The sequence below is a fragment of the Alicyclobacillus acidoterrestris genome, assembly GCF_022674245.1.
GTDB classification, from domain to species: Bacteria; Bacillota; Bacilli; order Alicyclobacillales; family Alicyclobacillaceae; genus Alicyclobacillus; species Alicyclobacillus acidoterrestris.
In genome coordinates this window covers 2,940,832-2,954,311 of record NZ_CP080467.1, presented here as the reverse complement: position 1 = coordinate 2,954,311, position 13,480 = coordinate 2,940,832, and the positions used below count along the sequence as shown (strand labels likewise).

Genomic DNA, 13,480 nt, shown 5'->3' with positions numbered 1-13,480 from the left:
TGTAAGACTGTGGGTAAATTCACTTGAGAAAGTGAGGTTGTTGAAAAAAGCAAGATCCTCGTTCGTAAAGAACGGGAATCTTGCCTTTTATCGGCTTTTCAAGAGTAAATCAATGGCTTGCTTCACCGTTTCGTGTGTAGATTTATCTTCTTCTATGTCTTTTCGAATACATTCTTCCAAATTCTCAACGACAATGGCGGCAATCGCTCTGTCCACGGCACTGCGAACTGCGGACAACTGAGTGACAACCTCTTTGCAGTCCCGCTCTTTTTCCATTAATCCAATAACTCCACGAATTTGACCTTCAATTCGGCGAAGACGGTTAAACATTTTATCTGTATATTCCACGTTTGTCACTCCAATAAATCGGATTAAATACCTTTGAGGGTATTATGGTTCTTGATTTTCCCCTCGTCAATACGGAGGAAGTTAGGTCGTACAGAACATCGTTTCGTTGACAATATACCATATAGGGTATATAAATATACCGTACCCCGTATATGAGTTGGAAGGGGCACTTCGTGTAACGCCAAGGAGGTGAGTAATTGGCGTTTACGACTATCCAAATCATATTAGCGATTGTATCTGGCGGGATGGTCGGCTTTGTTTTGGGACTGCTTGGCGGCGGTGGATCGATTTTAGCTGTACCACTGTTGCTATATGTTGTCGGAGTTCATGATGCGCATGCCGTGATCGGGACGACTGCACTGGCTGTATCAGTCAACGCCTATGTGAATCTTGTCTCACATGCTCGGCAAAAGCACGTATTGTGGAAGCCTGCTATCGGCTTCTCGATACCAGGGGTTGTAGGAGCATATATTGGATCCGTCCTAGGTAAAGTCGCTCCTGCTGAAGATCTGTTGTTTCTGTTTGCAATGTTCATGATCATCATCGCGTTGGTCATGTTAGGCCCGAAGCAAAGGGAAGAAATTCAGGACTTTGACAGTACCCACATTCGCTGGCTTCGCATTGTTGTTGCAGGCTTATTGGTTGGCCTCCTTTCAGGCTTCTTTGGCATTGGAGGCGGCTTCTTAATTGTTCCTGGGCTTGTATTTAGTACAGGTATGCCTATGATTATGGCGATTGGCACATCGCTTTTCGCTGTTGGGACGTTTGGCCTGACAACTGCAGTTAGCTATGCGATTTCGGGGCTCGTCAATTGGTGGATCGTTGTGATGTATCTGAGTGGTGGAATTGTTGGCGGTGTTCTTGGGGCGTGGGCAGCCGCGAAACTCAGTTCCAAACGTAGAACATTAAACTTCATCTTTTCTGCAATGATTATCATTGTCGCAATCTGTATGCTTGTAATGAATCTCAAAGCACTACATTTTTAAGGATCCGCAGGACATGGATATACTGAATTCAACTTCGTAACATACCCCGTTCGGTATATACCCACATGGGTAATTGAGCGGTGGAGACTGAGAAAGCTTTTGAGTGGCGTATTCACTCAAACGTATTTGGAGGGTTTGTGATGACAAAGCGTGTCGCAATTATTGCATCCAATGGCGGTTTGGAAAATGCGTATAAAGTACTCAACATTGCAACGGCAGCTGCAGCAACCGATGCACAGGTAGGAATCTTTTTTACCTTTGAAGGCTTGGCCATTATCCATAAGCAAAACAAAGATATGCTAAAACTTACGCCTGGGAACGAGCATTTCCTTGAGGGATTCGAACGAGCGAATGTTCCCTCTATCCATGAATTGCTCGAGATTGCACGGGAAAGTGGCGTTAAGATGATTGCTTGTCAGATGACTGTAGATGTTATGGGGTTGAACCCAGAGGATTTCATGGATGGTGTAGAAGTTGGCGGTGCGGTCACTTTCTTGGACTATGCGTATGACGCAGATGTCACGGTTACGTTCTAATCGAATGAGGGGATGAACCCGTCTCAGGTATAAGAGGAGGGAGTGTCATGACGGTCAAAGTCATCACAGCAAAAGCATTGCACGAAAGAATGGAATCAGGCGACCCTCCATTCATCCTCGACGTCCGCAATCCTCAGGATTACGACGATTGGAAGATTGAAGGGAAGTATATCAAATCCATCAACATTCCGTATTTTGATTTTCTCGATGCGGACGAAGGCGTTTATCAGCTACTGCCGAAAGGTACAGAAATTGTGGTTGTCTGCGCGAAAGGCGGATCCGCTATGATGGTCGCGGAGATGCTCGATGAACGCGGGTATCAAGTTAGCACGCTTGAACAGGGGATGCTTGCATGGAGCCAGTTTTATACTCCTGTGACCATTGTAGAGCGAGCGGGACTTAAGCTCATTCAGTTTCATCGCTTGGCTAAAGGGTGCTTGTCGTACATGGTGATTTCACAAGGAAAGGCGCTTGTCGTTGATGCAAGTCGTCACGTGGATGAATATTTGAAGGCCGCCAAGCAAGAGAACGTAGAGATTGCTCATGTGATGGATACACATCTTCATGCCGACCACATCTCAGGTGGGTTTGATTTAGCCGAAAAAACAGGCGCAACTTATTACATTTCATCCAGTGAGATGGAAGGCGCTCAACGAGTGTTTGAACCGCTTGAGAAGCATGAGATCATTCGGTTTGGCACTGTGGATGTGAAAATTATGGCTATTCCAACGCCTGGGCATACACCGGGGAGTATCTCACTTTTGATCAATCGTCAGTTTTTACTTTCAGGAGATACCCTGTTCGTTGGCGGGCTTGGGCGTCCAGACTTAGGTGGACACGCACGGGAATGGGCACAGGACTTGTACGAAACGGTGTTCAAAACAATCTCTCCGTTGCCTGATCATGTGTGGGTTTTGCCTTCACATTTTGCGGATATCAAGGAAATCAACGAGGCTGGGTACGTGGGAGCACAATTGGGAGAAATCCGAAAGAACAACGAAATCATGCGGACCGAAGACATCAAACAATTTACTGAGTGTGTGACGGGTACGGTCGGATCGACACCGCCGAACTATAAGGAGATTGTTGACATCAACCGCGGTGCGACTGATGTTTCCGTCGAACGCGCAACGGAGCTTGAAATTGGACCGAATCGATGCGCTGTTCACCATGGATAAACGTCATGTTGAACAAACGAAGAGGAGAGAAACGAAATGAAGGCAGATGTCATTGTCGACGCAAAAGGATTGTCTTGTCCCATGCCGATTGTCAAGGCGCGCAAAGCGATGGAGGAGTTGGAGGTTGGACAAATTATGGAGCTCCAATCTACCGACAAAGGTTCTGTGAACGATTTTCAGAGCTGGGTGAAACGCACGAATCATACGCTGGAGAGCATGGATGAGGACAACGGTGTATACCGATTTTACGTTAAAAAGGGGCAAGAATCATAAGCGATGGAGCGATGGGAAATCGATTTTCTCAATCCGTCAAAACCACGAGACACCGTGGTTTTGACGGATTGATGGGGTGAGTTTCTTCTTGTAGGATTAGTCCATCTGTTTCGCGAAACGTGTTACAGAAAATGGGCTCAAATCTATCGTCACAAGTCGCCCCATCACGGAATCGGCGACTGCGACACCAGAATACGCACCGGCAGTCAGTCCGTTTGCACCGTGACCTGTGGCCAGATATAAGCCGGTAATGCCCGGAACAGGGCCGAGGACGGGCAGGTGATCCGGTGTAGCAGGCCGCAATCCTACTCGGACTTCATGAACCTTGCCTTTCGCTAGACCGGGTGCAATCCGCAAGGCTTGTTGAATCACCTCCTGTACACCGCCGACGGTGACCTCGGTATCAAACCCGCTGTTATCCTCTCGCGTTGCGCCAACCACGACTCGGTTGTCAGGGAAGGTCAACATATAATGAGAATGGAAGCCTAGCACAATTGGCCATGTTCCAGTTGCCTCTGGCATGTCGATGTGCAAAATCTGTCCCTTTTGTGGTTGTACAGGAACGTGAATGCCAAGCTGTTCACGCAAACAATTGGTCCAAGCACCGGTTGCCATTACCACTGCATCCGCCGTCATACGATTTCCGTTGACGAAGACACCTTTTGCGACGCCATTTTCAATATGGACATCTGCCGTACCAATGACGAGTTCAGCACCTTGCTTTTGTGCGGCGCGTTTGAGTGCATCTCTCAGCAATCTTCCATTTAAACGGGCAGACCCGGTTATATGAATCGCCGCAGGAATGTGCCCGAAGGCTGGAAAGAGAGACCGAGCTTCCTCAGAGGTTATTTGAGAAACATCGCCAATGTTTGGTACGCCCGCTTGGCGCCGATCCTCAATTAATCTTCGCATCACTTTGAGACGCTCCACTTCCTCGTCCGACGTCGCCACATATAGTGCGCCCACCACCTCGTAACCAGTTTCTGTTTCTCCATCGTCCGCCAATTGGGAGAGTAAGGTATTGTAGTAGGAGGTCGCCTGATAGGAAAGCGGGTAATAGTCTGCCAGTGGTGTATAACTCGATCCCGGTGAGACAATCCCTGCACCGGCTGCCGTTGCCTGCCCTATGTGCCCTTTGTCGATCAGGGTGGTTTTTACCCGTTGGCGAGCAAATTGATAAGCGGCCGCTGCTCCAACAATACCGGCGCCAATGATTACGACTTCTTTTGTCTGCATCTTTATTCTCCACCTTTTTTAGTGTGTCGATCACTTCATTGTCCTAGATTTGCTTATTCAGAATCACAATTCACGAGTTGGCGTGGCTTGGATCGACCCAGATAGACATCAAGGGATCCAACATGACTGGATTCATGTAGAATCCATGTATCCAGGGTTGTACCGCAAAGTAGTTGACTGGATAATAGACCGGTACCCACGTCGCATCGCGCATAATTTGAATGGTCGCTTTGGTATACAAATCTTGTCGCTTCTGGGCGTTCATTTCTGTTTGTGCTGCGTTTAGCCACTGATCGACCTGTTTGTTCGTGTACATTGTGGAGTTGTCAAATGGTTCTTGTTTGCTGTCGAACAACGCGTACAGAAAATCGGAGGGATCTGGAAAACTTTCAACCCAGGCCAGCCAGAACAGTCCGGTTTTCCCACTCTCATTTTTCGATAGAAATACACTCCAAGTGGAGGCGGCGAGCTTCACTTGAATGCCGACTTTCGCTAGCATATTTTGTACAGCGACGTCGATTCTCATTTGGTCAGAGTCGTTCGAAGAATATAGCGTTGTCGTAAAACCATTTGGGTATCCGGCTTCTTTTAGCAATTCTTTGGCCTTGGCAGGGTTATAGGTGTAGGTCGCGTCACTGGGGAGTTTTTTCACATATCCGTTGGCATTGGGAGGCATCGGCTGATTTGCGATTAGACCTCGGCCGTTCTCAATGTTGATAATTTGTTGTTTGTCGATGGCGTACTCGATTGCCTGACGCACCTTCGTGTTGTTAAACGGAGCGATTTGCAGATTCATCCCTAGATATTGTGTTCCGAGTTCTGGTTGATGGAGCATCAGCTTCTGCAGATTCGGCTTAGCCTGAAATGTAGGGAACGCCGTGGTGGGTATCCCATTGGTGTTCCAGCCGAGAAACGCTGTTTGTCCCACTTCGAAGTGCATCGCATCGACTTGCGCGTCACTGGTGACTTGAAATGTCACCTTGTCGAGGTAGGGGAGATGGTTGCCGTTTGCATCGGTGCGCCAATAATTTGGGTTTTTAGTCAGCACAACATTATTTTCGCCCATTTCAGATAATTCAAACGGACCGCTGCCCATCGGCTTTGTGGAATCAAAGGCATCGTTGCCGACTTTGTTGATATACGACTGATCGACTGCAGAAAGGAATGGCATTGCAAGGAGCTGAATGAAGAATTTTTCGGGTTGATTCAATTTGAGGACAAGCGTGTACTTGTCAGGTGTGCTAACGCCGGATATTGTTGTCGATTTTCCATCCGAGAAAGCTTGAGCACCTTGGATAGCATAAAAATAGCTAATATGTGAGCAGCCTATACTTTTCGTTAAAATCCGTTTTAGTTCATCGACAAATGATTGCGCAGTGACAGGGTCCCCATTCCAGAACTTCGCATCACTTCTCAAATTGAACGTATAGGTGAGCCCGTCGCTACTGATCTTCCACGATTTCGCTAACATCGGAACCACATTTGTTCCTTGCTTGTTAAACGTAACGAGTTGGTCGTATAACTGGTTGACAACTTCCATAGATTGTGTGTCATCGGCTTTCGCCGGATCGAGATCTTTTACTTGTTGAATCGCATCCAGTGTGATCTGACCACCTATATGTGGGGGGTGGTTGGCCTCTCCCGATTGACTACTTGACGATTTTGCTGTGGTTGAGTTGGATTGAGAGCTCGCGGGCGTCGCACCGCAGCCGCTCGCCAGGAACGCAATGCTAGCCATGAGCGCGACGGAATAGGGGTATGTCTTTCTCACCTTCACAGTTTAGCCTCCTTTTGTCTATGTTATTAAATATTCAGATATATTGTTCAGGATGTCAATTTATGTGTTATGTTTTCTATCGTACCTTGCTTTCGCGAGTCCGTGCCGTCTCGCAATGAAGTGGCTAATGGGTTATAATGGAATTTGAGGGTGATCGGATGCTTGGATTGGCGTTCGTGAAAGGGTTACAGTATATGGTTAATCGCGGTGCTAGGTGGGCGATTATAGGGGGACTATGTGCTGTTTTGGTTGTTGGACTATGTGCATTTTTACGACCATCCACCAGAGCGCTGTTGCTGAAACTTCCAGTTGTATCGCCTCCATCACAGGATTACAGAGATGCCGTGCTTCGTTCACTCAAAATGGACCATGCAACAGATTTGACTTTTCGATACATAGGCCAGGTGGACAAAACGGACTCTGCATGTTTCTATACATTTTTGAATGATGGAAAGTTATATTACGACGAAGCATTTCTTTCAGATGATCCGTCGATTTCACCCGCACACCAATGGAAGGTTGTGTATGGTGGCCACAATGCAGTTCGAATGACTGGAGACAGCCCATTGCAAGGATAGGGGAGAGCGGGCAAACGCCAAGCGGTAAATCGTACGTTTTGGAAGGTGGGTTCATTAATAACCCCTCGATAAATGATATAGAGTACACGTTTGCAGATGGCGCGATTCAGGATATACCCGTTGCGCATGGACAGAAGTTGTACACGCTGTTTAAGGTGTCCGACAATACGAAAGATGTGGGTGTCATGCGAATACAGGCGTATCATCGAACGCCAATCAAACTTGAGTGAACTATACGGTTGGATGGAGATGTTTCTAATAGTGGTGCCAAAGGTATCTGACATACCTGTGGCACCACTTTTTGTCACTTGGCGGCTGAATTGGTTGATGTAGCATTTTGAGTCGAGTTTGCTTTCGAACCGCTGTTTGTGGACGTGGACTTCGAAGTGGTCGTTGTTCCTTTATCGGTTTTGGAGGCCGTTGTCTTTGAGGAATCCTGTTTGCTGTCTGTCTTGGTTGCGGATGTGGTCGTTTTGCTTGTTTCAGTCGTTTTTGTCGATCCGGTCTTTGTCGATCCGGCCTTGGCGGCGGATTTCACGCTGTGATTCGCGTCCTTTTTATCTTTCGTGTCCTTGTTGCTTGCAGAACTACTATGCGTTGTCGTGGTTGCATTGCTAGCTGAGGTCTGGTTTGTCGATGTGTTGTTTGCCGTTGTAGCACATCCGGCGAGTCCCATTGAAGCGAGTAAGATGATAGATGCAGCGAAAGGTTTGATTTTGAGTGTCATGTTGTTTTCCCCTCTTTCTGGCATTTATATCTCTTCATGACTTCCTCATTATAGGGAGCGGACAATCAAACACGATTCAAAATGATGTGATGTTCATATGGAGATTCTGTAGACATTTTATTGCTTGCCTGGATGTCCATCCGTGTTTTAAATACAGGTCAACCGAGGTATACCAGTAGAGTGTTTGCCACGACTGTGCGATTATTTTTGTTCACATTTGTCGGCAATCTCGATAATATCCTATGGCTTGGGTCGGTGCTTCAAGGTGATAGACTGTGGATCACGATCTCGTCCTTTGCCAGCATCCCAATCTTCGTGTGTGTTACCACTTTGTTGGCGAATCAAATTCAGAAGCAGTGGTGGATACTCCCAATGGGTGCGGGGATGATGGCTTGGGCATCTGCATCGATCACGTTTAGTATTCCCAGTATCAAAAGTTTTGTAGAAAGGCTAGATGACGCCCCCGTTGTTACATTCCAATGCTTGATGACGGTATGCATATTGGTTCTTGGTGTCGCCATACGAGGATTGATTCGAAACAAGGCGTCTAAATGACGTGTCGGTGCCCAGGCGATACGGTAGGGCGATGACTTCATTCAAATGCGCGCCAGCGTAATGAACTCGTCGTTGCCCCACCGATGTCCTATTCGTGAATGTCCAGCTCGTTTACGCCCATAACTTGATGAGCCAGGCGAGAATAAGTCCAAATCCTAGCGAACTAAATAAATAAAATATACTCATGAGTCGACTGCTACGGAATAGGTTGACCGTTTCAACGGACATCGTGGAAAAGGTCGTGAACCCTCCACAAAACCCTGTACCTAATAGGGTAAATAGATCAGGGGAGTGGCTTTTTAGGCTGAGTGTGAACAGGCCTAATAGCGTCGTCCCAGCCATGTTAATGATCCAGGTCCCCCATGGAAATGGTGTTTTATTTACATTGGAAATGAGGAGGCCAACGCCGTATCGGGCGACGGATCCGACGGCTGCCCCGAAACCGGCAAGCGCAGGAAGCAAAGCATTCACGCAGAAACCTCCTCCACAATGGCCTTTCTTCTGGTGCCAATGAATAGAACGATACGGTCACCGGCGTATGCGAGCAGCGGACCCATTCCTCCACTGACTAGGACATAAATCAGCGCCAGGAGCGCGTGGGATTGCGCTAGCGAAATGGCTCCCGTGCAGAATGTGGAAAAAGTCGTGAACGATCCGATGATGCCCGTACCAAGGCCGTTTCTCAGCCAAAGTCGCATTTGGGTCAGTGCTGCGATGCTGTAGAGGGATCCTAAGGCAAGTGATCCGGTTAAATTGATGATGAGGATATCCAGTGGAAATTGATTGGGTTCCGGGATGATGAGTCCCAGTATGTAGCGAAGCATTCCGCCAATGATGCCTCCGATAAAAATCGCAAGGATGTTCATTGAACATCTCCTCCTTTTCTGTACACCGGTCTTTGAAAATAAAATGGCTCCTGCAAAAAACTGCGTATAGCGCAGTTCCTTGCAGGAGCCATTATCCCTTACGGGCGGTTAATGGTGAGCTCCATCACCGATGCGATTAGGTTCATTATACCGGAAAATCGCCCAGAGTGGCAGGGGGGACTTGGACGAATTGATAAACAGAAGAATTTTTTCGTCACGGAGGATATCAGCAGGGGCATGGAACCTAACAAAACAAAAAATTAGGTGTTGCAAATATATATTATCCTAATTTATAAATAAATCAGAGCGGATACTTTGGCTTGGTATGTACCTCTCATCAATGAAAGCGCATCCATTCTGTTCGGGTGTGTCTCTAAGTCGTACGCGAGTTTGACCAACTGGTTATGGGGGAATAAACGGTGCACAGACATGTCAAAAGCGGGTTTATACTGGGCGCAGCAGCGATGATGGCGATTTCGTTGGTGGGATGTGGAACGAACGCGAACTCGTCTCCAAGTGGGAAGAGCACTGCATCAGGTGTCACGGCGACGCAAGGACAACCGTTGGTGATGTCTACCGGGCCAAAAGGGAATTTTACGGAAAATTTCAACCCGTTTTCGGCATCCGCGGACGATGGAACGAGCGGATTTATTTATGAGCCATTATTTTATTATAACGAAGTGGGACCGCAGGTATATCCAATATTGGGGACCACGAAGACGTGGAGCAATGGCAACACCACGCTAACGGTTCAGTTAAATTCGAAGGCCAAGTGGACGGATGGAAAGGCATTTACCGCGCAGGATGTGGTATTCACGTTTGACTTATTAAAGAAGTTCCCGGCCGCGGACTTAAATGGCGTGTGGCAAAAACTATCGAGCGTGAAGGCGCAGGGAAAGAGTACGGTTGTCTTTCAGTTCAAGAGTGAAGACGTGCCGTTTGCGATGTACGTCCTGCAACAAGTCATTGTCCCGCAGCACATCTGGTCGTCTGTGGGTGATCCGACGAAGTTCAGCAATCCAAAACCGATTGGTACGGGGCCGTTCACACTTGAACGGTTTAGTTCGCAGGAGTATGTGTATAAGGCCAATCCGAATTATTATAAGGGGACGGTACCCGTACCGGAGGTCGATATTCCCGCGTACGGTGATAATAACTCCAATAACATGGCGCTGTCAGAAGGAACGTTAGATTGGGATGGCGCAATTATGCAAAATATTCAAAAGAACTACGTGGACAAGAGCAGCGATAACCACTACTGGTTTCCACCGGATGCGATTGTCAGTTTGGTGCCAAATCTTAAGGATCCGCTGTTGAGTAACGCCGCTGTTCGACAGGCGATTAGTCTAGCAATCAATCGCGAAGATATTCAGAATAAGGGCGAATATGGATTATATAAGGTTGCGCAGCCAGACGGGATTCTACCGACAATGAGCAGTTGGGTTGATCCCAACTTGCCGCAGAAGGACAAAGCGTTCACGTATAATCCTTCCGCCGCTGAAAAGGTTCTTGAGCGTGCTGGGTTCAAGAAAAATTCATCGGGCATTTTCGTCTCCCTGAGTGGAAAGCCGTTGTCCTTGACTTTGCTGGTGGTTTCCGGTTGGACGGATTGGGTCGAAGACGCCTCGCTGTTATCTCAGGAATTGAAACAGGTGGGAATTCAGCTCAATGTCCAGCAAGAACAATACGGCGCCTATATGGCCCAATTGCAGAGTCACAAATTCCAGTTGGCCATGTCTACCTCCAATTCCGGGCCAAATCCTTATTATATCTTTCAGAGCTTGTTGTACACGAATCAGGCGTACAATTATGAGCAGTTTAGTGATCCTGCGGTGGATGCCGCGTTGACGGACTTCTCCAAAACAACAGATGCGACAAAACAAAAACAGGATATCTATACCGTAGAGAAGGTCTTGGCCGAACAGCTTCCCGTGATTCCGGTTGTCTATGGAATTCAAGGGGATGAGTATCGGGATAATAAGTATACTGGGTGGCCAGACGCGAATAATCCATACGTGACGCCCGCACCATGGGCGTGGCCGGCGCCGGAAATCGTGATTATGCATCTCAAGCCAGTCTCGAAGTGATGTGTTGTCTGGATGATTGGTTAGAATTACATCTACGCTACGCCCTCTGGCGGATGAAAAATCCGGTGGAGGGCGTATTTTTTGGTGTACAATGGCTGTGTGCGTACGCCTCTCACTCGAATGGGGGAAGATGGTTTTGCAACAAGAGGATGCATTCAGCGAACGTCGTGTGCAGCGATATTTAGAACGAATTGGTGTTTTTGAAGAACTGGAAGTCAATTACGACTCGCTTCTGATGATTCAAGCGCAACATATGCTTACTGTTCCATTTGAAAATCTAAATATCGTAGATAAGAAACCGATAGAACTCGATTTCTATGCTTTATATGAAAAGATTGTCGTGAAGCGACGAGGCGGGTATTGTTACGAACTCAATGGATTGCTCGCATGGTGTTTGAAACAGCTGGGCTTCGAGGTAACGGTTTTGTCGGGAAGGGTTCGGCGTGAGGACGGATCGTTTGGCCCTGAATTTGATCACATGGTTCTGATGGTTCATCTGGATAAAGACTATGTTGTGGATGTCGGATTTGGGGATTCCGCCCGCAGGCCTCTACCGTTGTCGGGAGACATAATGACAGATGTGAGCGGACAGTACCGGATTACGTCAGATACAGATTCACAGCTTCTTTTATTTCAGAAGAAACTGAATAATGATTGGGTCAATCAATTTTGTTTCACGCGAACACCGAGACAAATGGATGACTTTCAAGAGATGAATGTCTTTCAGCAGACGTCTCCAGCGTCGTTTTTTACGAAAGGACTCATCGTCTCTCTCGCAACCCGGGATGGGCGCGTGACCATTTCTCGAGATACGTTTATTGAGACGAAAGGCACGGATAAGAAAACGAGGCCAATCTTGTCTGATGACGAACGTAACGAATTACTGAAGTGTTATTTCAATATTGAAGTTGTGTGACGAGGAGAGGGCCCTATGCATCCACGTAAAAAATTATATATGCTAGGAACACTTGTATTCCTCGGATTGAGTCAGACAGGGTGTGGCCAATTTGGCCATTTGAGCCACGTCGTGTCGACTTCCGTATCATTGCATGGTATCACGGATAACGGTTCCGCAAATCAGACGACTGTATCCATCTCGAAAGGAAATAAAGGAAACAATGGAACTGATGCAGTTGCGTCAGGGTCGACCAATGGCACGTCCGCATCGGCGTCTGGTGCAACGGATCCGCAGTATCCGTCCTTGGGGCTCGGCATGACAGGACCAGAGGTACTTGCACTCAATGAACGCCTTGCAGAGTTGGGATACTTGCCCGTGGCAATCAGCGCTGCGGCGCAGCCGATTATTGCCTTAAGTAATTTGGATTCACCACCGCAAGTGTCGTTTCAGTGGCGCTATCAAAATGTCCCTGCTGAATTATTATCGGAGTGGTCTGCAAATACCTATACACAAATGACCCGTGGCGCTGTTATCGCGGTGGAGTATGACAATCATCTGCCGATAGACGGAATGGTGGGTAAACAGGTGTGGCAGGCGATACTGAGTAAGGATGCAATGAAAGACGCCCGGCCATATACCTACGTCCTGGTAACGGAGAATCCTGCACCTGAAGAACTTCGTGTTTGGCAGGCAGGGCAGTGGGTGTATCAGTCCATTGCAAATACTGGCGTCGCCGGCGCACCGTCTACGGATGGGACGTTTGCTGTTTACGAGCGACTCGTGTCGCAGACGATGAGAGGGACGAATCCAGATGGAACAAAATATGTCGATCCCGGCGTTCCCTATATCAATTACTACAATGGCAGCGAGGCCATTCACGGCTTTCAACGCGCCTCCTATGGATTTCCGCAGAGCGTGGGCTGCGTTGAATTGCCGGTAGACAATGCTAAAGCGGTGTGGTCGTTGATTGACTATGGCACGTTGGTGACTGTGGAAGGGCAATATTCACCTTCTACGCAGCCTACCACATCTACCACAGGCGACAATCAACAGACGAGTGGCCAGGGACAGCAGACTACGAAGCCGTCGAAAACGAGCGACACGAGCGGGAATTCCGCGAGCGGGCAAAACCGGGCAAGTGACTCCAATCCGACGTCAGGGAAAACCGGTACGAACGCGACGGGCAACAGTAGCACGTCGAGTAACTCGACGGGAAATACGACCGGATCTAGTTCAGGCAGTCCAGCAGGAACGACTTCAAGTGGCAGTAGCACGCCGCCAAAGCGTAGTACTGGCACGTCAAACGCCACGGGCAATGATGCGACAAGTAACAATGCGACGAGTATCGGTTCGAATAGTACGGGGAATGTCACGTAGATGGCGGGCGGTCAATTATCTCCCGAAGTGCGGCTGTAGTATAATTCGGGAGATGGAT

13 protein-coding genes and 1 riboswitch are annotated in these 13,480 nt (G+C 48.0%); of the genes, 8 read left to right on the top strand and 5 right to left on the bottom strand.

Annotation, left to right across the window (positions count from 1 at the left end; genetic code table 11):
• Nucleotides 1-87: 87 nt before the first annotated feature.
• Complete coding sequence (locus tag K1I37_RS14380; RefSeq protein WP_021298302.1) at nucleotides 88-348, bottom strand: metal-sensitive transcriptional regulator; 261 nt, start codon at nucleotides 346-348, stop codon at nucleotides 88-90.
• Between the two features lie 197 nt (nucleotides 349-545).
• On the opposite strand from K1I37_RS14380, the gene K1I37_RS14375 reads away from it, so the two are divergent.
• From K1I37_RS14375 to K1I37_RS14360, 4 genes are all read left to right on the top strand, one after another.
• A complete protein-coding gene (locus K1I37_RS14375; protein ID WP_021298301.1) occupies nucleotides 546-1,334 on the top strand; it encodes a sulfite exporter TauE/SafE family protein in 789 nt (262 codons plus the stop codon).
• A 140-nt stretch (nucleotides 1,335-1,474) separates the two neighbouring features.
• Nucleotides 1,475-1,870, top strand: a complete 396-nt coding sequence (locus tag K1I37_RS14370) for a DsrE/DsrF/DrsH-like family protein (RefSeq protein ID WP_021298300.1) — start codon at nucleotides 1,475-1,477, stop codon at nucleotides 1,868-1,870.
• 47 nt (nucleotides 1,871-1,917) lie between these two features.
• Nucleotides 1,918-3,048: an MBL fold metallo-hydrolase gene (locus tag K1I37_RS14365; RefSeq protein ID WP_021298299.1), complete on the top strand. Its 1,131-nt coding sequence runs from the start codon at nucleotides 1,918-1,920 to the stop codon at nucleotides 3,046-3,048.
• Between the two features lie 36 nt (nucleotides 3,049-3,084).
• The gene (locus tag K1I37_RS14360) at nucleotides 3,085-3,321 is read left to right on the top strand and encodes a sulfurtransferase TusA family protein (protein ID WP_021298298.1); all 237 of its coding nucleotides are present in this window, start codon (nucleotides 3,085-3,087) and stop codon (nucleotides 3,319-3,321) included.
• Between the two features lie 96 nt (nucleotides 3,322-3,417).
• Here the strand turns inward: K1I37_RS14360 and K1I37_RS14355 are convergent, their stop codons facing one another.
• Together K1I37_RS14355 and K1I37_RS14350 are read right to left on the bottom strand one after the other, a co-directional pair.
• On the bottom strand, nucleotides 3,418-4,557 hold the full coding sequence (locus tag K1I37_RS14355; protein ID WP_021298297.1) for an NAD(P)/FAD-dependent oxidoreductase: 1,140 nt from the start codon (nucleotides 4,555-4,557) through the stop codon (nucleotides 3,418-3,420).
• Between the two features lie 70 nt (nucleotides 4,558-4,627).
• Complete coding sequence (locus K1I37_RS14350) at nucleotides 4,628-6,334, bottom strand: ABC transporter substrate-binding protein (RefSeq protein ID WP_021298296.1); 1,707 nt, start codon at nucleotides 6,332-6,334, stop codon at nucleotides 4,628-4,630.
• A gap of 964 nt (nucleotides 6,335-7,298) precedes the next feature.
• On the opposite strand from K1I37_RS14350, the gene K1I37_RS14345 reads away from it, so the two are divergent.
• On the top strand, nucleotides 7,299-7,457 hold the full coding sequence (locus tag K1I37_RS14345; protein ID WP_021298293.1) for a hypothetical protein: 159 nt from the start codon (nucleotides 7,299-7,301) through the stop codon (nucleotides 7,455-7,457).
• Nucleotides 7,458-8,305: 848 nt separating this feature from the next.
• On the opposite strand, the gene K1I37_RS14340 is transcribed toward K1I37_RS14345, so the two are convergent.
• Nucleotides 8,306-8,665 (bottom strand): fluoride efflux transporter FluC, encoded by a 360-nt coding sequence (locus K1I37_RS14340; RefSeq protein WP_021298290.1) that lies wholly within the window; start codon nucleotides 8,663-8,665, stop codon nucleotides 8,306-8,308.
• Nucleotides 8,662-9,060: a FluC/FEX family fluoride channel gene (locus K1I37_RS14335; protein WP_021298289.1), complete on the bottom strand. Its 399-nt coding sequence runs from the start codon at nucleotides 9,058-9,060 to the stop codon at nucleotides 8,662-8,664. Before K1I37_RS14335 ends, K1I37_RS14340 begins: the two co-directional genes overlap by 4 nt.
• A gap of 75 nt (nucleotides 9,061-9,135) precedes the next feature.
• Nucleotides 9,136-9,198: riboswitch (Fluoride riboswitch) on the bottom strand.
• 281 nt (nucleotides 9,199-9,479) lie between these two features.
• Between K1I37_RS14335 and K1I37_RS14330 the strand changes: the two genes are divergently transcribed.
• The 3 genes from K1I37_RS14330 to K1I37_RS14320 all read left to right on the top strand — a co-directional run bounded on the left by K1I37_RS14330 (nucleotide 9,480) and on the right by K1I37_RS14320 (nucleotide 13,422).
• Entirely contained in the window at nucleotides 9,480-11,147 is a 1,668-nt protein-coding gene (locus tag K1I37_RS14330; RefSeq protein ID WP_021298287.1) for an ABC transporter substrate-binding protein, read from the top strand.
• Nucleotides 11,148-11,283: 136 nt separating this feature from the next.
• Nucleotides 11,284-12,063: an arylamine N-acetyltransferase family protein gene (locus K1I37_RS14325; RefSeq protein ID WP_021298286.1), complete on the top strand. Its 780-nt coding sequence runs from the start codon at nucleotides 11,284-11,286 to the stop codon at nucleotides 12,061-12,063.
• 15 nt (nucleotides 12,064-12,078) lie between these two features.
• Nucleotides 12,079-13,422, top strand: coding sequence for a L,D-transpeptidase (locus K1I37_RS14320; protein WP_021298285.1), 1,344 nt, complete (start codon nucleotides 12,079-12,081; stop codon nucleotides 13,420-13,422).
• The last annotated feature ends 58 nt before the right edge of the window (nucleotides 13,423-13,480 follow it).

Bases quoted from the DNA above. Each gene is read 5' to 3' on its own strand.
- K1I37_RS14365 (WP_021298299.1), top strand. From the start codon at position 1,918: ATGACGGTCAAAGTCATCACAGCAAAAGCATTGCACGAAAGAATGGAA.
- K1I37_RS14355 (WP_021298297.1), bottom strand. From the start codon at position 4,557: ATGCAGACAAAAGAAGTCGTAATCATTGGCGCCGGTATTGTTGGAGCA.
- K1I37_RS14335 (WP_021298289.1), bottom strand. From the start codon at position 9,060: ATGAACATCCTTGCGATTTTTATCGGAGGCATCATTGGCGGAATGCTT.
- K1I37_RS14360 (WP_021298298.1), top strand. From the start codon at position 3,085: ATGAAGGCAGATGTCATTGTCGACGCAAAAGGATTGTCTTGTCCCATG.
- K1I37_RS14320 (WP_021298285.1), top strand. From the start codon at position 12,079: ATGCATCCACGTAAAAAATTATATATGCTAGGAACACTTGTATTCCTC.
- K1I37_RS14370 (WP_021298300.1), top strand. From the start codon at position 1,475: ATGACAAAGCGTGTCGCAATTATTGCATCCAATGGCGGTTTGGAAAAT.